16 protein-coding genes are annotated in these 24,894 nt (G+C 61.2%); 10 read left to right on the top strand and 6 right to left on the bottom strand.

Features of this window, described 5'->3' with window-relative positions; all coding sequences use genetic code 11:
* Positions 1 to 2: 2 nt before the first annotated feature.
* The gene (locus tag LQ220_RS14890; protein ID WP_230188978.1) at positions 3 to 1,112 is read left to right on the top strand and encodes a metallophosphoesterase; all 1,110 of its coding nucleotides are present in this window, start codon (positions 3 to 5) and stop codon (positions 1,110 to 1,112) included.
* The gene (locus LQ220_RS14885; protein WP_230188977.1) at positions 1,109 to 3,742 is read left to right on the top strand and encodes an AAA family ATPase; all 2,634 of its coding nucleotides are present in this window, start codon (positions 1,109 to 1,111) and stop codon (positions 3,740 to 3,742) included. Before LQ220_RS14890 ends, LQ220_RS14885 begins: the two co-directional genes overlap by 4 nt.
* A 119-nt stretch (positions 3,743 to 3,861) precedes the next feature.
* Here the strand turns inward: LQ220_RS14885 and LQ220_RS14880 are convergent, their stop codons facing one another.
* Genes LQ220_RS14880 through LQ220_RS14870 form a run of 3 tightly spaced genes read right to left on the bottom strand, consistent with a single transcriptional unit; the run spans position 3,862 to position 7,699 of the window.
* Positions 3,862 to 4,440, bottom strand: a complete 579-nt coding sequence (locus tag LQ220_RS14880) for an RES family NAD+ phosphorylase (RefSeq protein ID WP_290369052.1) — start codon at positions 4,438 to 4,440, stop codon at positions 3,862 to 3,864.
* Positions 4,441 to 4,442: 2 nt separating this feature from the next.
* Positions 4,443 to 7,250 carry an N-6 DNA methylase gene (locus LQ220_RS14875; RefSeq protein WP_230188975.1) on the bottom strand — a complete coding sequence of 936 codons (2,808 nt, stop codon included), beginning with the start codon at positions 7,248 to 7,250 and terminating at the stop codon, positions 4,443 to 4,445.
* The gene (locus LQ220_RS14870) at positions 7,247 to 7,699 is read right to left on the bottom strand and encodes a hypothetical protein (protein WP_230188974.1); all 453 of its coding nucleotides are present in this window, start codon (positions 7,697 to 7,699) and stop codon (positions 7,247 to 7,249) included. The genes LQ220_RS14875 and LQ220_RS14870 overlap by 4 nt, the downstream gene beginning before the upstream one ends.
* Positions 7,700 to 7,923: 224 nt before the next feature.
* Here LQ220_RS14870 and LQ220_RS14865 point away from each other — a divergent pair, with 224 nt between their 5' ends.
* From LQ220_RS14865 to LQ220_RS14835, 7 genes are all read left to right on the top strand, one after another.
* Entirely contained in the window at positions 7,924 to 8,214 is a 291-nt protein-coding gene (locus LQ220_RS14865) for a HigA family addiction module antitoxin (RefSeq protein ID WP_290369049.1), read from the top strand.
* A complete protein-coding gene (locus tag LQ220_RS14860) occupies positions 8,214 to 10,949 on the top strand; it encodes a DUF499 domain-containing protein (protein WP_230188972.1) in 2,736 nt (911 codons plus the stop codon). The genes LQ220_RS14865 and LQ220_RS14860 overlap by 1 nt, the downstream gene beginning before the upstream one ends.
* A complete protein-coding gene (locus LQ220_RS14855; RefSeq protein WP_230188971.1) occupies positions 10,949 to 11,938 on the top strand; it encodes a hypothetical protein in 990 nt (329 codons plus the stop codon). The genes LQ220_RS14860 and LQ220_RS14855 overlap by 1 nt, the downstream gene beginning before the upstream one ends.
* A 14-nt stretch (positions 11,939 to 11,952) precedes the next feature.
* Positions 11,953 to 15,177 (top strand): hypothetical protein, encoded by a 3,225-nt coding sequence (locus tag LQ220_RS14850; protein WP_230188970.1) that lies wholly within the window; start codon positions 11,953 to 11,955, stop codon positions 15,175 to 15,177.
* The gene (locus LQ220_RS14845; RefSeq protein WP_230188969.1) at positions 15,174 to 15,671 is read left to right on the top strand and encodes a hypothetical protein; all 498 of its coding nucleotides are present in this window, start codon (positions 15,174 to 15,176) and stop codon (positions 15,669 to 15,671) included. Before LQ220_RS14850 ends, LQ220_RS14845 begins: the two co-directional genes overlap by 4 nt.
* Positions 15,672 to 15,680: 9 nt before the next feature.
* Positions 15,681 to 18,458, top strand: a complete 2,778-nt coding sequence (locus LQ220_RS14840) for an SNF2-related protein (RefSeq protein WP_230188968.1) — start codon at positions 15,681 to 15,683, stop codon at positions 18,456 to 18,458.
* Positions 18,459 to 18,981: 523 nt separating this feature from the next.
* Positions 18,982 to 19,983: a site-specific integrase gene (locus LQ220_RS14835; protein ID WP_230188967.1), complete on the top strand. Its 1,002-nt coding sequence runs from the start codon at positions 18,982 to 18,984 to the stop codon at positions 19,981 to 19,983.
* On the opposite strand, the gene LQ220_RS14830 is transcribed toward LQ220_RS14835, so the two are convergent.
* On the bottom strand, positions 19,980 to 21,032 hold the full coding sequence (locus LQ220_RS14830; RefSeq protein WP_230188966.1) for a nucleotidyl transferase AbiEii/AbiGii toxin family protein: 1,053 nt from the start codon (positions 21,030 to 21,032) through the stop codon (positions 19,980 to 19,982). The genes LQ220_RS14835 and LQ220_RS14830 overlap by 4 nt on opposite strands.
* Positions 21,029 to 21,679 carry a DUF6088 family protein gene (locus LQ220_RS14825; protein WP_230188965.1) on the bottom strand — a complete coding sequence of 217 codons (651 nt, stop codon included), beginning with the start codon at positions 21,677 to 21,679 and terminating at the stop codon, positions 21,029 to 21,031. The genes LQ220_RS14830 and LQ220_RS14825 overlap by 4 nt, the downstream gene beginning before the upstream one ends.
* A gap of 173 nt (positions 21,680 to 21,852) precedes the next feature.
* Here LQ220_RS14825 and LQ220_RS14820 point away from each other — a divergent pair, with 173 nt between their 5' ends.
* Positions 21,853 to 22,053, top strand: a complete 201-nt coding sequence (locus LQ220_RS14820) for a hypothetical protein (RefSeq protein WP_230188964.1) — start codon at positions 21,853 to 21,855, stop codon at positions 22,051 to 22,053.
* 6 nt (positions 22,054 to 22,059) lie between these two features.
* Here LQ220_RS14820 and LQ220_RS14815 read toward each other — a convergent pair whose 3' ends face one another.
* The gene (locus tag LQ220_RS14815) at positions 22,060 to 24,885 is read right to left on the bottom strand and encodes a conjugal transfer protein TraG N-terminal domain-containing protein (protein WP_230188963.1); all 2,826 of its coding nucleotides are present in this window, start codon (positions 24,883 to 24,885) and stop codon (positions 22,060 to 22,062) included.
* Positions 24,886 to 24,894: the final 9 nt, after the last annotated feature.

Below are 24,894 nucleotides of genomic sequence, written 5' to 3'. Positions count from 1 at the left end.
CAATGAAGCTCATCCATACAGCCGACTGGCAGCTCGGAAAACCTTACGGGCGGTTTGAACCGGAGGTGCGTGCCGCACTTTCCGAGGCACGCTTCGATGCCATCGATGAGATCGGGAAGAAAGCAGCTCTCCACGGGGCGGCTCATGTCCTGGTCGCGGGCGATGTCTTTGACACCGAGGGGCCTGACGACCGCACCATCGTTCAAGCCATCTCCCGAATGGAGCGTCATGCGTGTCGATGGTGGCTGCTGCCGGGCAATCACGACTTTGCCCGCAACGGCGGTCTCTGGGATCGTGTCCGTCACCGCGCGGGAAGCGGCATCACCGTCTTATCGGAAGCGCGGGCCCACGAAATCGAGCCCGGAATCTGGCTCCTTCCCGCGCCGCTGACGCATCGCCATAACCTCGATGATCCCACCGAGCTGTTCGACACCATGACGACACCGGGCGGCCACATCCGAATTGGCCTCGCGCACGGATCGATCCGCGACTTCGGCACACAGGGCGAGACCAAGAATCAGATCGCGCCCGACCGGGCTCGTCGCTCCACGCTCGATTATCTCGCGCTGGGAGATTGGCATGGGACGCTCAATATTGATGCGCGAACCTGGTATGCGGGCACGCCCGAAACCGATCGCTTCCAGCGCGATGACCCCGGCCAAGTGCTATTGGTCGATATCGACGGAGGTCGCGACCCAGTGGTGACGCAGATCCGCACGGGTCGCTTCCAGTGGATCAAGCGAAGCTGGACGGTGAACGATCAGGCGGGGTTCAATGCGGAGTGCGACCAATTGTTGGGAGCGATCGATCCGCCTTCTACGCTGCTCGAACTATCGCTGGCCGGCATCACGAGCCTTACGGACCGGGTCGGCATGCTGGGCAGACTGGAAAACGATGTCGGGCACCGTGTCCGCTATCTCGACGTTCGCGCAGCCGATCTTGTCGGCCGCCCTAGCGAAGACGATCTTGCCAGCCTCGCGGTTGAGGGCATGCTCGGCGTCGCCGCGGCGAAACTGTCTGCCGCAATTGAGACGGGCGGGCCCGATGGCTTGATTGCCAAGCGTGCCCTGGAGCGACTCTTCGTCGAATATAGCCGGGAGGACAGGGCATGAGCCTGTACCTGCGCCGGATCGCCATCGACGGCTTTCGCAAGTTTCGTGAGCCGATGGCGATCGAGGGCCTAACCGACGGTCTTAACATCGTCATCGAACCCAATGAGACCGGTAAGTCGACGGTGCTCGAGGCGCTTCGCGCGGCATTTTTCGTTCGCCATGGTACGAAGAACCAGCTTGCCCAATCGTTCGCGCCTTATGGCGAAGCGGTTGGTCCGGAGATCCAGGTGTCGTTCGATGCCGACGGGGCACCATGGACGGTGACGAAACGCTTCCTGCGCAGCGCATCAATCGAGGTCACCGGTCCTCAAGGCAAAGCACAGGGGGAAGAAGCGGAAGCTCGCCTGCATGCACTCCTGGGATCGGTGCGCGACACCAGCCAAAAGGGTGATGCCGGGAGCTATGGCGCTCTGGGGCTCCTCTGGGTTGCTCAAGCTGAGGCGCTCGCGGTCACCGGACCAGGGCAGATCGTGCGCGACACAGTCCGATCGACCCTGGAAGCCGAGGTCGGCTCGATCATGGGAGGCCCGGCCTATGCGCGTGTCCGCGCCCGGATTGATGAGCAATATGGACGGTACTGGTCTCCCACCGGACAGAAACGCGGGCGACAAAACGAAGCCCGCGAGCGGGTCGAACAGGCCGATGCGGCCGCCCGCGAGGCCGCCGAACGTCTGGCGGGGCTTGAGCGGACCTTTTCCGAACTCGAAAATGCGCGCTCCAGACTGAAGGTCGTTCACCGCGAGATCGCGGACGACACAGACGTGCAAACACGGAAGGATCTTACCGCCTCTCTCGAGACCGCTCGCGCAGCTGCCCAGATTCTCGCGACGCGGCGGGCCGAGCATGAGGCCATCAGCGCGAAGACGCGCAACCTTGAAGACCTCGTCGATCGGCATCGCAAGGCAACCGAAGAACGCACCAGCGCCGAACTCGCGCTCGAGGCTGCGCGCTCACGCCGCACCGAAGTCCGCGAGGGATTGGCCACCGCGCAGCACCGGCTTGCTGATGCGCGCAGCGCGTTGGAAGCCGCGCGCACCGCCCGCCAGGAAGCTCGCCGTGCCCTCACCGCGGGCGAGGAGCTTTTGCGCGCCACGCGCCGCCGAGGCGCGGTGTCAGCGGCATGCGCGCGGCACGCCGAGCTGGTCGACCTAGAGCGGCTTCAGGAAGAGGCCACAGCGCTGACCGCGACGCTGATACCGGCGAAGGCAATGGACGCGATCGAGGCAAACGAGCGGCTCGTCGCTGCGGCGCGCGCCGCGCGCGCCGCAGGTGCGACGCGGATTGCCCTTGTCGGGGACGCTGAGGGCATATCGATCGACGGTGAACCGATGGCGATCGGTGAGCGAACTTTGTCGGGCGAAACTCGCCTTCGCCTCGGCAATGCCGAGTTGATCATCACGCCGCCAGCAGGGGCGGCGAGTGCCGAAGTGGCGCTTTCTTCAGCTTTGGAGCGACAAACGTCTGCGTTTGCGGACCTCGGGCTTACGAGTTTGGCGGAGGCGCGCGCGCGCAATGATACCGCGCGAGATGCCGTAGGCGAGTTGCGCACGATCGCGGCGCGCATCGCGGCAGTGACGCCGGCCGACGACATTATCGGGCTCGCCGCCGGTCCGGATGCGCTCAAGCTCTTCATCGTCGAAATGATCGACGAGGATGAAGCGGTCGCAGCCGATATCCCGGACGTCGCGCTGCTCACCGCAAAGCTGGAAGCGGCCGACACCGCTCTTGCGCGAGCCGAGGGTTCGCAGGAAAGCGCTGTTGAGGCCCTCCGCCGGGTCGAACAAGAGGATGCGCCGCTGGCCAGCGCGGAAGCAGGCGCGGCCAGCACGCTGGCGAACGCCAACAGCCAGATCGAGGCGATCGAGGGTCGTCCGGAATTCTCAACCCTGACGGCAGACGTCGCTCGGGCCCGAGAGCAGACCGCTGAAGCAGCCGTGAAGCTTGAGGAGGCGACCCGGGACGCGACCGCGCACGACCCTGCGGCGATCATGCGCAGGATCGAGACAATCGATGCGCGGGTGCAGGCGGCAGGGGAGGCTCGTGCCAAACTCGAAATGGACGTCGCGCGGCTCGAGGGGACCATCGAGAGTGAGGGCGGGAAGGGACTTGCTGACAGGGAGGCCGGGGCGCGGGAGGAGGCGGAAGCGGCACGTGCGGCGCTGCAGCGGATCACCGAGGAGGCCGACACGCTGGAGCTCTTACGCGACACCCTCGACGAAGCGCGCGATGAGACATCGGCGAAGTTCGTTGGGCCGGTTACAAAGCGCGCGAAACGCCATATCGAGCGGCTGTTGCCATGCTGCGACCTGAGCTTTTCTGAAGACCTCACGCTGGAAGCCGTCGTGCGCGGCGGGATCAGCGAAGGGTGCGGCGATCTGTCGCGCGGCACACAGGAACAGCTGGCGGTGCTGACGCGGATCGCATTCGCGGACATGCTTCTGGAGCAAGGCCGCCCCGTCTCGCTGATCTTGGACGACCCGCTCGTCTATGCCGATGATGCGCGGCTCGACCTGATGGTCGAGATTTTGAGCGAGGCGGCCGAGAGGATGCAGGTCGTTATACTGACCTGCCGCGATCGCGCGTTTCGCCATGTCCTCGGCAATCGGGTTAGCATGGTAAGCTCCCGATAGGCCTGGCATCGACGTAACGGCGTAACGACCGCGATCCTAACCTGCGCCGCGGCCGCTACGTTGGCGTAGTCGCTGCGGGCTATGTGGGAAATAGCGGCACACGGCGGCTTATGGTGGACTCAACCAATCAATTGGACGTTGAGTTTTTTCACGGCATTACTTACGCGCTCAAGCTGGAACAGGGGCGCAACGCTACTGACTGTAAGATGCGTAGTCGTCGCGCGATCAAAAATCGCGACGCAGTTTTGGCTCGTCAACCGTGACGCGTAGAGAATGCCGTCGATATTCGCATCTTTGTGAACGAGGTCCGAGAAGCTCTGTGCTTCATCGAAGCATTTGGCTCCAGCGATGTCGGTAGACACACCGAGCTTGAGGCAGCCGCCCTTGCGCAAGTCCACAAGACGCAGGGGCTTGATCGTATCAATCTGTACCGCAGCGCGATCGGACAGTTCCGCAGCGAACAGGCGGCGATCTTCAAGTCCTTCAAAACGGTCGCGGACCACGGTCTCCGCAAGCGCCGTCGCGAGGTCGCGGGCAGCATACAGCACCGCAAAGCTCTTGTCGGTTCCGCCGAATCTCGAATTTCCGGCCGCACAACCGAGAGGCGTCGCCTGATAGACCGATGGTATGATTCGGACATAGTTGGAAAATTCGAAGAGAACGGTCTGACTGGTGAGCAGAGACCCATCCACGACCATGATCACGCAAAGTCACGTTTGGCCAGGTCCAAGACCCGATTGATCTTGCCTGCTTTCAATAGCGCGATCGGTGCCGGTTCATCCGTCGCTGGCCGGACAGTTCGCAACCATAACCAAGCGACGTTCGGCTTGCCGACGATCTCGATGACGGACCGCACGCCGGGTGTCGGCTGACCCTTCGTAAACTGCTCTAAAGGATAGAGGGGGCCACGCCCATCGTCGCTGAGGGAAATGACCCCGCCTTCTGCCGTCCACCGCGCCAATTCGCCCGGCGGCAACGCTAGCTCTGCTTCGAGAGCCGGTGCGTCGAGCACGTGACCTGCCCAATTGCTTACCGGAGTCGGGACTATAGCCTCTGCAATTCGCCGCTCGCCAATCACCCGCGCGACGATGGTGCCGAGTCCATCGCCCTGGTCGCGCTCAATGCTCTCGGGCGCGAACAAGCTTTGCGTGTGATCATGACCGCTACGCTCAACCTTGACCAGTCGCCGACGAGAAGCGGTGCCCACCACCGGGCGATCATCACCCATATGCGCCAGGATTGCTGCCTGATCTTCGCTGCTTAGGCCGTAAGCATCGAAAACCAGCGCGTCGATCGCGGTGAGCTTATCCGCGAGTTGCTGCGGATCGGCGCCGCGCGCAGCGGCTGCCGCATAGTCACGGCTGAGCGCGCCCAGTTCAGGAGGCAGTTCGGCGGGGATCGGCGCCTCTTCCAGCTTGCCGATCCGGAATCTTTTGTCGAACGAATGCTCGGATAAGAAGGCGTTGACCACCGGCCCGTTGATGACCGCCGCCAATGCATCGAGATCAACGTCGACACTTGGTTGCGGCCACAGACCCATGAACTGCTGCGTTGCGCGGCGACCCAATCGATCGACCGCGGCAGCCAACCGCCAATAGCCGCGACTGAGCCGCGTTGCATTACATAGGATTTTGGGCTCGTCCCATGCAAGATTGCCGCCTGCCAGGATATGGTCTGCGCGTACGTCCATCCAGCGCGCATTCCCGAGCAGATATTGATGGAGACTCGCGCTGTCCTGATAGCCCAGCTCGTGATCGGGACCAGGCATGTCGCTAGTCCGCGCTCGCTGTCCCGAGCGCCACCTGAGGCCCCAGCTTCCCTTTAGCAGTGATCCAAGCTTCGGGAGGTTCTGGAACCGGTCCCATAAATCCTGCGACGGGTACACCCATAGATTCCCGGTCGGCACGCTTGCCGGAGGCCGTGAACGCTCTCGCTCCAGCGATGTCAGGCCAGTCGCAGCAAAGGATCTTTTGTCGCCGTCTAATACAACCGCGGAGCGGAAATGCTGGTCATCATCGGCCGCCACTTTGCGCGCGATTACCAACGCGCTGTTTGCCTGCGACACATTGAAGATGCCGTCGGGTAGCGCCACCATCTCGATTTCGCGGTAGAGCCGCTCAAGCGCGATACGCTGGCGCTGATATCGCCGATCAACCAGCACGGTGTTGGGTAACACAAACGCTATCATGTCCGGCTCGGCACGCAGCGCCATTTCAAGCGCATAGACCGCCTTCGAGCGACTGACCTTCACCGCTTCCGGGTAGGCTTTCGCCTCGTCCTCGGTGAATGCTTCGAATGGGGGATTGCACAGCACGACGCGGGCGCCGTTGAGACACGCCCGCAACCTGTCGACTTCAAAAAGATCGGCCTCGTCTATCCGCCAGCCGTTGGCATTCGGATAATCGGCGAGGATGAGCGAGAGCTTTGCCACCTCAGCGGCGAACGGATCAATCTCGGCCCCGCCGATATGCTTGACCAAAAGATCGTGGCGCTGCTCGTCGTCCCAATCGGCAGGCAGAGCATCGCGCATGAACCGGAGAGCTGAGCCAAGAAACACGCCCGCGCCGGTGAATGGCTCGACAACGCGGGGGGGCGTCGCCCCAAACTCCCACAGTCGCAGTCGACCAACGATATAGTCGGCTACATGCCTCGGTGTGCTATGCGTACCGAACTCCGCTCGTGCTTTGTCGGTGACGAGCGTTGATTCATATACATGGGCAAGGTCGTCGGCCGAGATATTGGCGACGTTGAACCCCGATCGAAAGATTGCCCAGACCGGCTCAAGCGCAGCGATCGCTGACGGTGGCCACGCTTGCGACACATTGCCCAGTTCGTAGAAGTCGTCCATCGCGTTGAGTACGGATCGGACGTCTTCAACATTCCAACTCTGCGCGCGCGCGTGCTGGCGATCCATCAGTATTTTCGCGGCCAGCAGTCGGAAGACACCGCGAAAAAAAATACGGATCGCGTCGTCGCCATTAAATTCACGCGTGTCGGCCACCGCCTCCCGAATCAGCCTGTCGAGCTTCACATGAATTTCGCCGGCGATCGCCGGCATCAGACCAAGGTCGACAAAATCGAGCTGAGCCTTAGGTTCGATATGACCAATCGACTTAGCCCGATGGATGCGATCGGGAGCCCAACTGTCGCGCCGTTCGGAAAAGAAAAGCGGAATCGCATCGAGTCCGAACTCGGCAAACTTGTGTGGCGGCTTGTTGGCATGAACCTGCCAAGCGGAAATCTGCGTCGGCTCGATTACTAAGAATACCGGCGCACCGAGCGCGCGATATGCGCGGATTACTTCAGCTGCAGTGTCTGGACTGGCTTCGATCACGGCGAAAGCGGCGGAACGATATGAGGGCGGGGTCTGCGTAAACGCCGCAAACGGCACCGAGTAGGTCGTGTCCCCTTCGCCCCATATATTACTAAAGGCATAGTCGCGGCGCAGCGCTTCGCCTCGATAGCCGAGTTTGACCGATTCACGCTCGATGACGTCGATGAAGCTCATCGGCGCGTCCCGGCGATCATCGGGGGGAAGGCAAGATCACGCTGCTGGTCGGGAACGCCGGTCAGGAGATGTTGGCGAAGCTCGGCAACGAGCGGCGCCAGTTCGACAAGCAGAGCGACCGCTGCGGCGGTAACGCGACGCTCATGATCAATGAGTTCGACCCGATCCGCCTCAAAATCGATCAAAAGGCTAGACCGCTCCAGCTGCGGCCAAGGAAATGCCGCGCATAGCTCGAACAACGCTGTCGCAACGCTGGTGAATGTGGATAGTGGAATCGAAAGGGCCGTGCTGACCTGATGGACAACGCTGGCTGCGAGCAAATCGTTTGCGCTGAAGCAGCCTGATCGACCCTGCTCTTTTGCCAGCGGCGGCAGAGCCTCGCGATAGCTTCGCCATTGCTGCTTGCTGAGGCGGAATGCTGAGCGCAGCTGCCCGGTCGTGAAGAGCATGACGGATATCACTCCAAGGTGTTGAACAGCAACACCAAGCGGTGGTTAGCACACGCGACATATGGGAACAAACTATGATTCTTCACCTTGCCACCGTCGGTGCCGACCTCGGAGCCGTCGAGCAAAATTGAGAGGCGTGCAGCAACCCATCGCCTGATCGCCTTGTCGAGCGTCGATTATCACTCTACAGGCAGGTCTTGGGGACAGGGGTAAATCGGCAGGCGATGCATCCAGGAACGACGGTTCGGCAGGATTGCCTTGAAAAGAATGGGTTGAGTGTCACCGATGCGGCCCGCGTCCTTGGGGTTGATCGGCAGACGCTCAGCAATTTGTTGAACGCCAAGTCCGGCATATCACCAGAGATGGCCGTCCGGTTAGAAAAGGCGTTTGGCACGCCCGCGCGTGACTGGCTGGTGCTTCAGCTCGAGTACGAGCTGGCCGAAATCATGCAGCGAGTCGAGAAGATCAATGTTGAGCCTTTCCGCGCGTCGATCACGGAAAGCGGGGGGAAGTGATGCTTGGGCTGACGTTACGAGAAGAATTTCGGGGCAAGCGCCTCAAGGGCACTGCCATTGAGCTGGCTAACGATCAGCAGACGGGCGCAACCCAGGTCGCAGCCAGCCAATTCCTCGAAATCACTTATCCCACGCATGATCTGCTGAAGGGAATTGAGGCCGTCGGCCCTAACCACGGGCGGCCCGTGGTGGTGATTGGCGAACGGGGCCTCGGCAAGTCCCACTTGATGGCGGCGCTCTATCACGCAGTCACGAACCCTGCATCGACGGGCGCATGGCTCAATGCGTGGGCGACCACTCTGAACGATCCGTCCATCGGTACGATCGAACTGCGCGATGGGATGCACGTCATCGGCGAAAGCCTACATCGCCACCGATACAAGTACCTGTGGGACGTGCTGTTTGAGAACCATCCGCACGGCGCCTTTATAAACGGCAAATGGGAAGGCCAAGGCGCATCCAAGACCGAGATTCCGTCCGACAAGCTCATCATCGAGCTGTTGGAAAACAAGCCGACGATGTTGCTGCTCGACGAGTTTCAGACATGGTACGATGGACTCACCAATACCAAGCAGTACCCGTGGAAAAATTGGGCGTTCAACTTCATCCAAATCCTTTCGGAGATCGCCAAGGAGCGTCCCGATCTGTTGGTGCTGGTGATCTCGGTACGCAACGGCGGCAGCGACGCCTATCAACAGGTGCATCGCGTCAATCCCGTTGCGATTGACTTCAAGGCCGCCGGTAGCGCCGAGCGCATCCAGCAAGACCGCCGTCGCATGCTGATGCACCGCCTATTCGACAACCGCTTGCAGATCGCTAGCGGCACGATTGACGCATTGGTCGCGCAGCATGTTGCTGAGTCTTTCCGCTTGCTGGACGTGCCGCCTGCCGAGCAAGAGCGCAAACGGCAGGAGTTCACAGAATCCTGGCCCTATGCGCCCCATTTGCTGCGGCTGCTTGAAGAGCAGGTGCTGATCGCCACCGACGCGCAAGAAACGCGCGATCTGATCCGTATCCTTGCCAACCTGTACAAGAGCCGTGGCGAGGCCGTGCCTGTGCTCACCGCTGCCGACTTCAGGCTGGACGATGACACCTCGGGCATCAGCGCATTGCTGGAAGCCGTGGCCAATCAACACCATCGCACTCTGCGCGAGAAGGCTCAACAGAATATCATTTCGGTGCAAGAGGCGCGACACGACCACGCCAGTATCGCCCCGCACCTGCAGGAAATCATCAGCGCCTTGTGGCTGCGCTCGATCGCTGTGGGCAACCTCGCCGGCGCCGAACCGGCCACGCTGCAGCTCGATATCACCCGCAACAAGCCAGTCGACGACAATGCCTTTCAGGTCGAGCTGGCGACCATCATCGAGAACAGCTTCAACATCCATCAGGAAGGCACGAAGCTGCTCTTCCGCGAGGATGAAAACCCGCGCGCCAAACTGATAGCCTACGCGCGCAATGACAAGCTGTTCGCCGATGGCGCCGATCAGGCGCAGCTAGCCAAGCAGGTGCGCTACGTCATCGGCGGCAGCGACGAGGTGGCGAGGACCTTTCGGGTGATCGCGCTGCCGAAGGCTTGGGTCAACGATCCATGGACATCGCTTGACGAAGCCGAACAGTCAAACAACTGGGATGACCGTTTACCCGTCCTTGTCTTGCCTGAAGAACCGGACAAGCTCGACGCCACACTAGGTCGCTGGCTCAAAGATCAGTTGCAGAAGCGCCGAAACACCGTTCGCTTCCTGCTGCCGCGCGCAGGCAGCACGAACGCCTTTCAAGATCGCGACCTGCTCATCCTCGCTCGCGCCGAGATGAAGGCGCAGGAATGGAGCGGTCAAAATCCGGAATACAGAAAACTCCACAAGGAATTCGAGACCACTCTCCGCGACAATCTCAAGAAGCGGTTTGACCGCTTCGCGGTGCTGCAGCGCTGGAATTTTGCCGACCCGGCGCAGTGCAAATTCAGCGTCGAGCGTCTGGATAAGCAAGGCTCGCAAATTCCTGAGGCCATTGAAGAGGCGCTGACCAACGATCTGTTCGTGCCTGAGGATTTCGAGGATTTGGTGCTCGAATTCGCCGACAACAACGATGCGGTCGGAAAGCTGCTACGCGAACTCCAAGAGCCACGCCCTGCCGGGCAAGACTGCATCCCGTGGCTGGGCGAGACGGCGATGAAGGAGCGTCTGCTGCGCCTGTGCGCCAAGGGCAAGATCGCCCTCAACGTGCGCGGAATGGAATATCTGCAAACCCATCCGGGCGAGGACGAGGACACCGCATGGCGGCGGCTGCGGCCCAAACTCTCACTCACGGGCCGTCACCTCGACGACGTGTTCGTGATGCGTCCTTCTGCGGTGCCTGCGACGGGCGGCTCCGCGCCGGCCGCGCCCGTGCCGACGCCAACACCGGCCGGCGGAGATCTGCTCGGTGGCGGCGCAATATCAACGCCAGGCGTCGCTGAACCCGCACCGGGTGATTCTCCGGTGCCGGCCCCTGCGTCCAGTGACATCTTCGGCGGCGCCGCCACGGCGAGGAGGCGGACTGCTCTGTCAAACCCGGCTACGTCGCCGCTCAACCTGATCGGCAAAATTGAAGGCTGGGGCATCGGCCCCGCCACGCGCTTAGACGAAGTGTCGATCAAGGTGTCCACAGCGACCGGCGCTCAGCTCAGGGAACTGCTTAAGAAACTACCGGAAGGTATGACCTTCGAGCTGAATCTTGAGAAGGAGGACGACTAGTGGCCCTGACCGTCAGCGCCCTCCGCAGCCTGACGCAAGGCACGGACGCTGACGCTTGGCGCGTCATTGTCGCCCAGGCCGTCGAGATTGCCTCGAAGCCCTTGGCGATGGGCAACGCACCCAGCGAGGTCGTTAAACGCGACCGCGAAATCGGCGGACTCGATCTGTTCCTTTCCTCCAGCGGTTGGGATTTGTGGCAATCCTTCGGCGACAGCGTTGAACGCAACTCTTACCGTTTGTTGCGCTGGTGGGCTGAGCCCTTTAGCGCCAAAGCGGTGCTAATCCTCGACGGTCTGTCGTTGCGCGAGCTACCATGGCTGTTGCAGGGCGCGAGGGAGCGGGGTTTGACCGTCCATGAGGTCAGCGCCAATGGCTCTGAACTGCCCGGCGAAACCAATGAATTTGCCCGCGCGCTTGGCTTCGCCAGTCGGAGCAAGCTTCAGAACAACGGCGGCGGCGGCTCGCACAAACTACAACCTGCGCAGACGGAAACCGTCGATCTGCCTTGGAAGGACTGCGGGGCGCTGGTCGGTAGCACGCCGAACCAAGTCTTCTGGCATCACTGGCCCGACGCCAAGCTCCATGACGGGTCCGGCGCCGGCCAAGGGCTGGAGCCGCTGACGAAGGATGTGGCCGAGCAACTGAGCAGCGACGACTTCTGGGCCTTCGTCGAACGTCTCGCCACCGGACGGCGGCTGGTGATCACGTCCGACCACGGCTACGCGGCCACAGGTTACTTCCCCGATGCCGACGGTGAGGTCGGCCAGTTCCTGAAGCAGACGTTTTCCAGCGGGCGGAGCAAGCCGGGTACGGGTGAGACAGGCCCCTTTGTGCCGCCGGTTGCCCTGCAGATTAACAGCCCGCACGGGGCGCATCTGTTGGCCTTGGGCCGCAGAAAGTGGCGCAGTCAGGGTGGCTACCCGACGCTCACCCATGGCGGCCTGTCACTGCTGGAAGTGTTGTCGCCATTCGTCGAGCTGACCAAGTAAGGATTGCAGTAATAGTGGCCACCCAGAAAGATCAAGTCGCACTAGAGGTCGCTAAGGCCGTCGGCGCAGGAAAGGCTGCCGCGCTGGAAACTGTCGATTTCAGCGACCCAAACCGCCCCAAAACCTGTCTTGAAGTGGATTTCCCGATCCTGCCGGTCAACCAGGTCGCGGTGATCGAGGGCAATGCGGGCAAGCCCATCTATCAGATGTCTAAGTGGTGGGCGCGGCGGCGCTCCAGCGTTTTCCGTTCGATGCTCATTGCGGCGGCGACCAAAGCGCCTGAAGACCCTTCACACGCGGCAAAGCTCGTGTGGGATAACTACTACGCTAACCACCAGAAAAAGGGTGCGTTCAAGCATCTCAAGGTCGCCGATATCTTCATGGGCGGCGGTACCACGCTGGTGGAGGGCTCCCGTCTCGGGATGCAGATGGCCGGTAACGACCTCAACCCGGTGGCTTGGTTCGTGGTCAAGCAGGAATTAGCCAGTGTTGATCTAGAGGAGGTGAAGAAGCTACTTGCGGACATCGAGGCTGAGGTAAAACCTCAGATAACACCATACTATTATTGCGACGGCCCCGAGGGCGAGAAAGGTAAATGGACGCATTTACCTAGCAACAAGGTGATGTCTTCCGCCTTTGATCCGCTCTCTCTTCCCCGAGATGAGCGCAAGGACTACAAATATGATGGTCCAGAGACAATTTATACATTCTGGGGGAAGCACGGGCCATGCCAGGTCACCGGCTGCGGTCACCGCACGCCGATAATGACGAGTCCGGTGATGGCGGTGAAGGCGATCACCGTAAAACATTGGGACCACACGTGCGGCAAATGCGGCGCCGACTTCCACGTCGAGGAAGAAGCTGCGCGAATGGTTCCCGATGCGCCGCTCTACGTCGCGCCTTCCGAGCATCCGTTCTCCGTCCTCGACCGCAAGAAGGGTGTGATCTGCCCGCATTGCGGCCACGCCGCGCTGGTGAACCTTGGCAAGGGTAAGAACAAGAAGGTGGAACTCAGCCTGCTGGTACATCCGCAGTGGCTGGCGGGCGAGCCGAAGCAGGACGCGAACGGCCAGCCCTACGGCGGCTCGGCGCAGGACGGTGTCGCCGCAACCACGCGGTGGGATCAGGCACGCGCCGCAAAGATTCGCCTGCTGGAAGTGCGCGGTAAGCTACCCGACGAGGTGACTTGCCCTGAAACGAACATCACTTTCGCCCCGGAGAGCGGCACGGTGCCGAAGAGGTCGCACTACGCCTGCGCGGCCTGCGGCACGGTGCAGGATGTGCTCACCACCGTCAAGGCGACAGGCAAGACTGGCCCGACGGCGGCATATGCCACGCAGGGCTATGCGCCCAAGCGAGATGCTGCGGGCAAACCCTATGGGGGGCGGTTCTTTGCCGCGTTCGATTTGGCGCACGCCCGACAGTACGATGCTGCTCTCGTGGAGTGGGAAGCGCGCAAGGACGCCGACCTCAAGGACTACTGGCCTCGCTCCGAGCTGCCTTTCGGGTTCATGACCCACATGAACAATGGGGGAATTCCAAATCATGGGCACACGCACTGGTGGACAATGTTCAATCCTCGCCAGATGCTTGTCCACACGCAGATGCTGAAGGCCATCGCGACTCTGGGAAACTACAGGAACGCCGAACGGGAGTACGTTTTAGGCGCGTTTCAGCAATACCTTCGAAACCAGAGCCTGTTTACATTGTGGAACATCCAGGGCGACAAGTTGGAACCGCAATTTGCGAACAACAACTATCACCCAAAATCGACAACCGTGGAGAACTGCGTTTTCGCAAAACTAGGCCGAGGCAATTGGGCGTCGTGCGCAGAGGGTATTCTTGAGGGGCGAAGCTGGGCGATCCAGCCCTGGGAGGCTGTCAGTGTCGAAGGCCTGCGGAGGACGAGTGCGACCCTCGCGGCAAATATTAGCGGCAAAAGCGAGAAGGTATTCCCTGGAGACGCAGTTGATGGTGCCGAGGTGTGGTGTGGTTCATCCACTGAACTGACGACGCTCTCCACTGGTAGCGTCGATTTGGTTATTACCGATCCGCCGTTCGGCGGGCTCCTACATTACTCCGAGTTGGCCGACTTTTTTTATGTTTGGTTGCGCCTCGTATTGAAAGATAAATACCCTGATTACTTCAACGCGGAATATACGCCCAAGTCACTGGAGGCAGTGGCTAATCGTGCGCGTGAGCCCGAAGACCCGGATGGGTTCTACCAGCGTCTCCTCACGCAGTGCTGGCGCGAGGCGCACCGCATATTAAAGCCAGGTGGCATTCTCGCTTTTACGTTCCATCACAGCGAGGACAAACCTTGGGTGGCTGTTCTGGAATCCCTGTTTGACGCGGGATATTATCTGGAAGCTACGTATCCGATCCGCTCCGACGAAACCAAGGGTGAAGGGTCGAAACCTGGGACGTTCGGCTCTCAGACCATCGAGTACGACATCATCCACGTCTGTCGGAAGCGCACGGAGGAACCCAAGCCGGTAAGCTGGGGCCGAATGCGCCGCGAAGTCATGGCTGACGTACACCAGCTGCAAGCCATGCTGGAAAATCACGCCAAGGAAGGTCTGCCCGCTGCCGATCTTCAGGTCATCCGGCGCGGCAAAGCGCTGGAATATTTTTCCCGGCACTACGGCAAAGTCTTTGTTGACGAGGGGCGCGCCATCTCGGTCAAAGATGCGCTCGTGGGAATCAACCAGCTCATCGACGAGGACGCCGACAAAGGGAAGGAGGCGCCCCCGGTCAACGCCGAACCAATGACTCGTCAGTTCCTCCGTACCTTCGGCAACGCGGTGGAGCTGAAACGCGACCAGCTTCAGAAATTCCTCAAAGGTTCGATCACCACGCCCGACGAATTCGTGCAGCGCGGCTGGTGTGTGGAGAAGAACAAGATCTTCACTCGTGCGGGTCCGCTTGAATTCGCTCGGGAATGGTCCGGCAGGCACCGCAGCCGCCTGACTTCCGACTTTGACCAGGCGCTGGTGCTGGTCGGCGCGTGCTTCGACGGCAGCGGAATCAATGCGTCGGATACGCTGAAGAACGAGAACTTCAAGCCGCACGTGGCACTGAAGCCGCTGCTGGAATGGCTACACCGCAACGGCCCAGATCAGGCGGCTCGCAACGCGGCCTCACGCGCTGTGTCGATCTTCAACGGATGGCAAGCTAGCCAGGCGCCCCGGCTCGCACAGGGATCGTTGTTCGATGATGACGAGGATTACCGGCGATGAGGCAACTGCTGGACACGGTGTGGCAGCGGCGCGGCACCAGTTGGGTGTGGGACGAGGAAGCGCGCAACCAAGTTTGCGCGGCCAGTGAAGTCTGGAGCTTGCGTCAATTTCTACGGGCGGTGGGTAACTGGCCAGAGGATCTGCCGAGCAACGGCAGCAATACCTTGGTGGTCGCCGGGCTGGACGGCAGCCTTGACCTGCTCGGGCCAACGGACGCCGAGTCATGGCTGGGAGATACGATCAAGCCCGCAATTCTATCGTTCCAGGACGAGTACGGGGGCGATGCGGCGCTAGTATTCTGGCTGCCCGGAGGGAACACGCGCATCAAGGCTCAGGCAGCTACCGACGAGGTGAGCTGGTTGTGTCACACGCCCCACGGCCATCAGATCGACCTCGGTCGCATTCTGTGGGGACAGGCGAACGAGTACCCGCAAGAAATCCTGCTGCGCGAAGGCGGCAAGGCCGCCGGCCTGTTCCATCTCCGGATTACGTGAGGGCAGCAAGTGACGGCAGGGGCACAGTTCCAACCCGGCGAGCGCATCACCCATCATGAATATGGTCAGGGTGTTGTGCTCGACCCGGTGCGTGACGGCTATCTGCGCGCCTTTTTTGGCATCGGCGAGCGCCGGGTTCCCGCCCTTTCATTGCGGCGCGAACTTACGCGTACCGAGCGCATCTTACGCGCTGTGGACGGCGGAGCTGAGCGCGGGCGCAAGGCTTGGCTTTCCTATGAGGCGCACGCACTTCCGGTGATGGAAAGCGCCTCGGCGCTGACCTCGGCCAAGATAGACCTGTTGCCTCACCAGGTGGTGCTGACACATCGCATCGCGACCGCTTCACCTCGGCGATACCTTATTGCCGACGAGGTAGGCCTCGGCAAAACCATCGAGACCGCGCTGATCCTTCGCGAGCTTGCCAGCCGGGGCGAGCTGAGGCGCGCATTGATGGTCGTGCCCGCTGGCCTCGTGAACAACTGGCATCGCGAATTGAACGAGGTGTTCAATCTCGACTTCGAGGTGTTTGGCTCAGAGGGCGATATTACCGATCGGAAGACCAACGCCTTCGCCAAACACGACCGGCTGATCGCCAGCATCGACACGCTGAAACGTCCGGCGCGCATCAAGCGCCTGCTCGATGCGCCGCGTTGGGATCTGGTGGTGTTTGACGAAGCGCACCATCTGACGGCGTACCGCACTGGCGGTAAGGTGCGCAAAACCGAGAACTATAAGCTGGCCGAGGCGCTCAAGGACCACTCCCGCGACCTCCTGTTGCTTTCGGCCACGCCGCACCAAGGCAACCATTTCCAGTTCTGGATGCTGGCGCAGTTACTCAATCCGACGCTGTTCCGCAGCCCTGAAGAAATGTTGGAGAACCGCCACCGGCTCAACACAGTAATGTTTCGTCGCACCAAGGCCGACGCCTGTCAGCCGGATGGTTCACCGTTGTTCGCGCGACGGTGGGTTCACACAGAATCCTTCGTGATGTCGGACGGTGAACGGCTTTTCTACGAAAAGCTTCGTGAGTATTTGGAGGACGGCTTCGACCTTGCGCGCCGCCAAGGCAATCAGGGGCGCGCGCTGGGCTTCCTCATGGCGATCTTCCAGAAGATCGCGGCGTCCAGCTTCGCCGCCGTGAGGCGCACCCTCAAGCGTCGCCTGCTGATGCTCACGCTGCACGAGGCATTCCTGCGCGACAAGGAACTCGACATCGAGGGTCGCGAACGGCTGACTGATGAAGCGCGCGAGCTGATCCACGAGGAGTACCGCCTGTCACGCGACAGCGTTGGGCGTAGCGAAGTGGATCGCGTCCTGGCCGAGCTGAAATACCGCTTGATTAAGAAGCTGGACGAGGAGGCACTGGAGATGGCCTCCGATCCCTACGACAGTGAGTTTGCGGCCGTGCATGCGGAAGAAGCCGCCTCGGCGGTAGTGAACCTCCATCTTCCCGAAGAGCGCCTGCGGATCGACGACCTGCTGAGTGTGTTTCCGACCCAGCGTGAAACCAAGATGCAAAAGTTGGTCGATGGCTTGGGCACTCTGTGGAGGCAAAACCAGAACGAAAAGATCGTAATCTTCGCCACCTACCTCGGTACGGTGGACATGATCTCCCGCGAGATCGAGCAGAACTTCCCCGGCCAAGGCGTAGTTGTGCTGCGTGGCGGCGATCATGGGGCGAAGGCGGCTGCCGAGCGTCGCTTCCGTCAGAAGGATGGTCCGCGCGTCTTGGTCTGCACGGCAGCGGGGCGGGAAGGCATCAACCTTCAATTCGCCCGCATCTTGTTCAACTTCGACCTGCCGTGGAATCCGATGGACATGGAACAGCGCATCGGGCGCATTCACCGGTACGGCCAGAATCACACGGCCCAGGTTTACAACCTGGTGCTCTCGGACACGATCGAGGGTCGTATCTTTCTGCTGCTGGACGAGAAACTGACCGAGATTGCGCGCACGGTCGGCAAGGTCGACGAGCAAGGCAATGTTGCCGAAGACCTACGGGCGCAGATTCTAGGGCAATTGTCCGAACGGTTGAACTACGATCGCTTGTATCAAGAGGCACTGTCCGATCCCGAGTTGAAGCGCACGCAGGTGGAGTTGGAAGCGGCGCTGTCGAATTCTCGCGAGGCGCGGCAGGTTGTGTTCGACCTTTTCCAAGATCTCGATGGATTCAGTTTGGACGACTACAAGCCGTTCTCGGACGTATCGAGCAGTTTGGATCGGTTGGTGCGTTTCATGTCGGCGGCTGTTGCAGATCGCCAGCAGAAATTGGTGAAGGTGGATAATGTCACCTACGATCTGGTCACTTCGGAGGGCACGCGGCGTGCCCGCTTCAGCCTGAGCCGCGAAGCTGCGACAATCCAGGATGAGCTACAACTTCTGGGCTTGGATCACCCGTTGGTCCTTGAGGAGTTGGGGCGGTGGCGAGGCCTGGCGCCGGAGGAAGTCGGCATTGCCGTGTCCGGCGACATGGATGAGCCGGTTCTGCTTTCCCTATGGATGGTCGAGACGTCGGCCGGCAATGGCGAGCGTCGAGTGGTGGTGCAGCCCATCGCAGTCAAACAGGACGGCACGCGCATCCCGGCGGTCGAGCGACAATGCGAAAAATACTTACAGGCGCCTGCGGGGACAACGGCCTTCCAGCCTGAGCAGCGCAGCGATCTGTTCGTTCACGCGGTCGAGCCTACTTTGCAGCGGGAATTGAAGCACAAAGGAGCTGTGAACGGTGACGGCAGCTATTCGGCAGAACTGATTGGATATGTCGAGATTGCCAGTAGCAGCGTCTGACGCAGGCGCTTCGGGTCTTGGAACAAGCCGTTGTTCGCGCAACTGCCGATGAACGGCGTCTGTTGGTCGAGGCTGTGTAAAAACGCCGACAACGAGTTCGATCACGCAACATTGATTCTTCGACAATCGCCACCGGATTCATTCCTTGCGCCACGACCGCTGCCCCGATTCCGAAGTTACTCGTTTCGTTTGCGACGAGATGTTTTTACACAGCCTCGGTCGGAAATCGCCATACGGCGCTATCACCGGATGACCGCAGCTTTCAGAGGTTGATCGTCTGAGAGCAGAGAGCGCGCATTCGGCTCAGCTTGTGCCATTGTGCCATCAATGACAGCGATCATATTTTGACTGCTCATTTTCTCTGCCCGCGAGCTATCGCTAAACGAGGCCTGCAGGAGGTCCGCGAGTACCCCTACTCGCGTGCCGGGCCTTAGTCGTGTCCGATAAACTGGATTCTCGGACATAACATTTGGCTTCGAGAGGGGTGCCGGTTATCGTGCCGCGAGCACCAGCACGAGACGATATGAGCCGCGACCTACTCCCGATCTCGACCGACCTGCCCGGCGACCTGCTCGCCGAGATCGAGGGCGCGCGCCACACCCTGGCGGCATCTAAGGCCAGCTCGACGCAAAAGGCCTACGCCGGGGATTGGGATCGCTTTTGCGACTTTTGCGAGGCGCGCAACGTCGAGGCGCTGCCCGCGCACCCCGACATGGTCGCGCTGTTTGCCCATGTCGAAGCGGAGGCTGGTATCGCGCCAGTGACGATCGGCCGGCGCATCGCGGCGATCAACCATCATCACCGCGAGGCAGGTCTTGCCTCGCCGAGCGCGCGAGACGGCGCGGGCATCATTGCCCAAATGATGGGCGGCGTCCGCCGGAAATATGCGCGGAAGAAGGGGCAAAAGGCACCGGCGGAAGCAGACGTGCTCAAGGCCATGATCGCGACGATCGAGGGTACGGGCATCAGGGCAACGCGGGATCGGGCGATTCTGGCGCTGGGGATGGCGGGCGCTTTTCGGCGTTCGGAGATCGCCGACATGCAGTTGGACGCGCTCCAGTTCGTTCCCTCAGGCCTGCGGATCACTATCCCGCAGTCGAAACGCGACCAGGAAGCGCTGGGCCAAGTTATCGCCATTCCCGAAGGCAGGTTCATTCGGCCGGTCGCATCGCTGCGCACCTGGTTGGAGGCGGCAGGGTTGAACGAGCCGGATCCTATCACCGGGGAACCGCGCCAGGGGCCGGTATTCCGGCGTCTGACCCGATCGGACGCCGTCACCGACGATCCGATTACCGACAAGACTGTCGCGCGCCTGGTCAAGGCGACGGCCGCCGCGGCGGGGCTCGATCCGTCGATCTTTTCCGGCCACTCGCTGCGCGCGGGCTTTCTGACGGAGGCGGCGGCCAAGCGGGCGAACCTGTTCAAGATGAAGGACCACTCACGGCATAAGTCGCTCGACACCGTCGCGGACTATGTGCGCGACGCCTCGATTTTCGATGATCATGCCGGCGAGCAGTTCCTCTAGACTTTCTCGCGCAGCGCGTTGAGCCTTGCTTCCAAACTGGCGACGTTTTCGATCACGGCCGCAAAGGACGGGGCTGAGCCGAAGATCATGCCTCGCATGGCGCTGTAGTCGCGAGCGAGCGCATCATACATGTCGCCTTCGGGCGTGAGCGCGAAGGTCGGTGGATGCGCGCTCGCCAAGTCGAACGCTGGCCGATTGAAAAATACACGAGCATGCGCGACGCAGTCGGCGCCGAGCGCCATGTCCTCGGTGGCACGTGAGCCGACATCGGATCCAAGCAACTGATCCATATCGTAGTAATGGCGCGAGACGCGGTGACCGTCCTGACGGAGCGAGCCCTTGCTGTCGAACCAGCGGCGGAGGCCGTGCAGGATTACGACCTTGTCCCAGAACGTTCGTTCAGCGTCGACAATGGTGACGTTCGGCACGGCCAGATCGAACTGAGGCACATCCTTGCTGAGATAAGGCTGCACCGTCCGCTGGGAATTGGGATCGAGCGCCGACTTGGCGCCCGACTCGATCCGCACCAGCTTGTCGACATATCCGTCCGCCGGCGTGGCCGACGGATATTGAACGAGCAAGGTCTGCAGATCCTTGTCGCGTCTGATCACGAGGCGCTCTGCGGCAATCCCGGTCCGCTCCGCCGTCGCCGCCGCCAGCCCGGTCAGATTGTCGAACAGCGGCCCGCCGATATAGGCTTCGCAGGCTTGGCGGATTGCATCGAGCGCCTTTTCCCGCTTCTTCCCGCTCAGCTTCTGCAATTCGTCAACGCTGTGTGCCTCCCCGAGATCATCGCGGAAGACGGTGACGTCGATGTCTTCGGAAAAGCGCTGGATCAGCCCGAAGCCCTTGGAAAGCGACGTGCCGCCCTTGAAAAGCAGACGCGGCCCATCCGGAAGGCCATTGAAAAGGGCGTCGAGTGTCCAGCAGACCCAGAAGTCCTTCTCGACGTTCTGTGGTGTTGTGCCGATCCGCTGGGCGGTGGTGTTGAACAGACCCGCGCGGGTGTCGTCGTCAGCTCTTAGGATCTCGTCATAGGACGGGTTCATGCGTTGCTTGCCTCGGGCATCAACAGGGGCCGGAGCAGGTCCTGCATCCAGGAGGGCAGCGTCGACAGGCCGTCGATCAGGTCGCGCCGGATCGCTTGGGCCTGAGGCCCATGGTTGACCAGAACATCGAGCTTGTCGACGAGATCGCCACGGGTATCGGCGGTGTCGGTATCCCGCAGCCAGTGCAATGCCTGGATCAACCGCATCGCCGGGCGCCCCGCCCAATATAATTTGCTCGCCGCCGTCGGCTTAAACGTGATTTCGAGCTTTCCCAGCCGGATCGGTTTCAGACGTGCGTCGGCATGTACGACGATCTTGGCGGGCACGGCATTCGTCAGGCCGAGATCGTTGGCGGCAGTCAGTCCGTCGACTAACACTCTAATCTGGTCGCGGCGTGCGATCGCGTCGATAACGCCTCGGGGGTCGGGCGCGTTGAGCTGTCCAGTCAGTCGATTGGCGGTCGGCTTATCGTACAGGCCACGATCGATGCGTCGCAGCTGGTCGGACCCGACGAGGCGCTGGAGCGTCTTATCCACGGCGTCGCGATTGGCGAGGTCGTGGAAGTCGCTAGGGGTCCAGACCGATCTTGAGCCCGCTTGTTTGATGCGGGTCAGAATCGCTGCCTTGAGATCGGAAGCAGGAGTCATGTCCGAAGCGTGTATACAGACTTCGGACAATAGCAAGCCTTAGTGTCCGAAGCGTGCCTACATATTTCGGACACCCCGATTGAGCAGCATAGCTGGCAAGGCGCCTTCAGAAGGCGCAGCCTACTTGAGCCAAGTGCCAAAAGCTGGTAATTGAAACACGTTCGGAGATCAGCATGAGCAAGCTTGATCACACCTTATACGCTTTCACGCAGGACAATCCTGGCGGACCGGTTCTTCAGTATGTCGACGATGAACCCGCTCCAATCGAGCTTTCGACCGACCCCGCTGGAAATCCCACGCGCGCCGGCTTGATTGGCTACGCGATTGCCTACGCTATAGCGTTCGGGGCGGCCGCCTATTTCTTGCTGATCTGATACAGGTCATTCCCGCAACTTCGGATCCAGGAAAAAGCCCTTGTTATGGGACTCGCCGACCTCTTGCTGGACGTCGACCGAGCCTTGAATGCGGCTTGCTCGTCCGGCTTCAGCGACCGCCTTATCCTCGCTGATCGCCATTCGTCCGCCGGCAATGATTGCTGCAGCTGCCCCTGGGTCGCCCTTTCCTTGATCACCACGAATGGCGTCGACCCCGTGAGGCCGATATGCCGCTCGCACATCACCTTGGCCGCCAACGCTGGTGCGGCTGACATCGACTAGGTCAGGCTCCCGGAGGCTCTCGTTGATCTCCTGGCGGATATCGTTGCGCTTCGCCTGCGCCCACTGCGAGATCATCGCTGCGCGCACCTCCCGCTGATGATCTGACAGAACAGTCGACCAGAGCTCTGGCACATCCATGTTCGGATGCAGGGCTTGCTGCGTGCGATACCATTGCGAGAGATCCTGGCTCATGTTTTCGCTGAGCTGCATGCCGTGCGTCTCCGCATAGCTTGCATCCCTGGAGAGCGATTGCGACAACTCCTCCATCTTACGTGCCGCCTCAGAGTAGGATTTCGCGCGGGCCAGAGAGTCCTCGATGCCCTGGGACGACGATGAGGACGTCGAAGCCCGGCTGAACTCGCCAGAGCGTGCGTACGTGCCATCCGACGTGGAAGCGGACGAGGACACGCCGTGCTCATCACGGATGCTACTCGACTGCGTGTTGGAGCTATCGCTCGAACGACTGTCCGAAGTTCCGTGCCGGAGCGAATCCTGCTGCTGCCCACTTTTCTGCACGCTCCCACTGACTCCTGGGAGCCGGCCCAGTAGCCTTGCGACGGTACCGGGAGCGCCGGCTCGACCGCCACCACCGGATCCGCCCCCACCAAGGCCGGCCGAAATCCCGCCGGTAACGGTGTCCAGGGTTTGCGCTGACCGATCATGCCCGTTGGTTACGCTCAAGCTCTGCCCGGTCGACGAGCGATCATCAATGCCCTGGCTGCTCGACGATGATCGCCGATCACTCTGTTCAATCGAGGTGTTGGCAGCCGTACCGCTGCTAGAATCGAAGCCGGAGGTGCGCTCGCTCGACGTTCCAAAGGCGCTACGGTTCGTGTGCGTGCTGGTTAGAATCTCCTGCGCCGTATTTTCGAACGACTGTGCTTGGCGATGTGCCTGGCTCGCCATCTCGCGCCACTCAGAAACCGTGCCCGTATTCATAGTCGGCGTGAAACCGAGACGGGATATGGCGCCTCCCATGTCGATTACTTCCTGGCCATTCCCGAACCCAGACACGACGGCGCCATTATCCTGTCGCCAGCCGATGCTCGGAGCGCCATCCATATAGCTTGCGGCAGTGGTCCATTGGTTGCTCTGCCGCATGTTGGACGTCGCATTGGCCCAGCTCACATTGCCGTAGGAGTAATTGCCGGTGGTCTGCTCCAACGCCGCGGCCTCGGCCGCGTTTTGTGCCGGCGCCAGCATCGAAGTCGCCTGACCTGCGATCGACATCGCGCCGCGGGCCAAACCCGCCGCCAGAAACGGAATGCTCATCAGCATGAAACCCGCGATCGTCGCCGTCTCGCCATTCACCGCCGCGATCCCCGCATAGGTGCCGAGCGTCACACCGCCACTGGCCACGCCGGTCGCCGCAGTTTCCGCGCGCGTCATGCAGATCATGTGGAGGATGACGTACAGCGGTCCCCAGGCGGCAAGGTAAAAAAACCCCATCGCATAGCCCTTGAGTGAGCCGAGACCGGTCTGTGGCATCAGGAACAAGGGGAAGATCACTGGGAACATCGCGAAGAAGACGACGGTCAGCACGATGTTGAGGATCGGGACCCAAGCCATCGCCTGCTGCGCGATCGAATTGTATGTGTTGCGTGCCTGAATGTCGGCTCGCGTCTGCGCGAAGGTGTCGATCGTCGCCGCGCCCGAGCCGCCGGCCATGCTGTTGCGCGCTTGCATGAAGGCGTTGATCGCCGTGTTCTGACGCATCGAATCCGCGTAGCCGCTAGCCGATCCAGTGAAGGCCTGATTGGCGATCGGCAGATCGTGCTTGAGCTTGTCGGCCGCCAGTGCGTTGCTGAGCTTGGGGTAGAGCTCCTTCCCCCAAAGCGGCGTGTTGGCCTCGATCATCGGCGCCCACTGGGCATCGAGCATCTGATAGGCCTGCCTGCAGGTGACGATCGCGCTGCTGACCGTCCCGTCGCCCTGGCGCTCAAGCCACTCCTGCGAACGTGCTTCCGACGCAGGCCCAATGTCTGCCCACAAATCCTTCGACTGAGCCAGCGTCGTCAACGATTTCTGGTAGAGCATCACATCGCCGAAGAGGCACTTCTTGAAGTGCTCCTCCAGATTGGTCGAAAACTCGGCATCGCGAATGACGAAATTGCGTGTCGCGTCGAACAAGCGTGCACCATAGACCATGCCGTTCGTCGTGTAGTTGAGCTCGGCCGGCATGACGAAGACGGTTTCGGCGGTGCGCGTCAGCCAATCGCCGATTTGGGTGGTGAAGCTGGCGAGAACGCCGAGCCCGAGCGGCACGTTCGCAACCGTCGCCGGAGCCAACGACGGGTTGATCCGATCGGTCACCTTGACGTCGATCGTCGGGACCATGAGGCACAGGTAGATCAGCGTCGACTGCAGGAACCAGTTCATCCAGACGCGGAAATTGAGGGTGAAGGCGACCACGAGCAGAGAGTAGATCAGGCCCATCACCATCACGACGCGGATGAGCGAGCGATAGCCCCCTCCTCCAGACCAGGCCGCGACGGCGTTGAACGTGTTGACGAGATACTCGCCGCCGCCGACCGTGAAGACCTCCAGCATCGCCTACCC

It is taken from the genome of Sphingobium sp. CECT 9361, from assembly GCF_918741285.1.
Classification (GTDB): domain Bacteria; phylum Pseudomonadota; class Alphaproteobacteria; order Sphingomonadales; family Sphingomonadaceae; genus Sphingobium.
The sequence above is the reverse complement of the archived record's forward strand: the minus strand, read 5'-3'. Positions and strand labels throughout refer to the sequence as shown.

Bases quoted from the DNA above. Each gene is read 5' to 3' on its own strand.
- LQ220_RS14865 (WP_290369049.1), top strand. From the start codon at position 7,924: ATGCATCCAGGAACGACGGTTCGGCAGGATTGCCTTGAAAAGAATGGG.
- LQ220_RS14820 (WP_230188964.1), top strand. From the start codon at position 21,853: ATGAGCAAGCTTGATCACACCTTATACGCTTTCACGCAGGACAATCCT.
- LQ220_RS14835 (WP_230188967.1), top strand. From the start codon at position 18,982: ATGAGCCGCGACCTACTCCCGATCTCGACCGACCTGCCCGGCGACCTG.
- LQ220_RS14860 (WP_230188972.1), top strand. From the start codon at position 8,214: ATGCTTGGGCTGACGTTACGAGAAGAATTTCGGGGCAAGCGCCTCAAG.
- LQ220_RS14885 (WP_230188977.1), top strand. From the start codon at position 1,109: ATGAGCCTGTACCTGCGCCGGATCGCCATCGACGGCTTTCGCAAGTTT.
- LQ220_RS14830 (WP_230188966.1), bottom strand. From the start codon at position 21,032: ATGAACCCGTCCTATGACGAGATCCTAAGAGCTGACGACGACACCCGC.
- LQ220_RS14825 (WP_230188965.1), bottom strand. From the start codon at position 21,679: ATGACTCCTGCTTCCGATCTCAAGGCAGCGATTCTGACCCGCATCAAA.
- LQ220_RS14845 (WP_230188969.1), top strand. From the start codon at position 15,174: ATGAGGCAACTGCTGGACACGGTGTGGCAGCGGCGCGGCACCAGTTGG.
- LQ220_RS14870 (WP_230188974.1), bottom strand. From the start codon at position 7,699: ATGCTCTTCACGACCGGGCAGCTGCGCTCAGCATTCCGCCTCAGCAAG.
- LQ220_RS14875 (WP_230188975.1), bottom strand. From the start codon at position 7,250: ATGAGCTTCATCGACGTCATCGAGCGTGAATCGGTCAAACTCGGCTAT.
- LQ220_RS14890 (WP_230188978.1), top strand. From the start codon at position 3: ATGAAGCTCATCCATACAGCCGACTGGCAGCTCGGAAAACCTTACGGG.
- LQ220_RS14815 (WP_230188963.1), bottom strand. From the start codon at position 24,885: ATGCTGGAGGTCTTCACGGTCGGCGGCGGCGAGTATCTCGTCAACACG.
- LQ220_RS14880 (WP_290369052.1), bottom strand. From the start codon at position 4,440: ATGGTCGTGGATGGGTCTCTGCTCACCAGTCAGACCGTTCTCTTCGAA.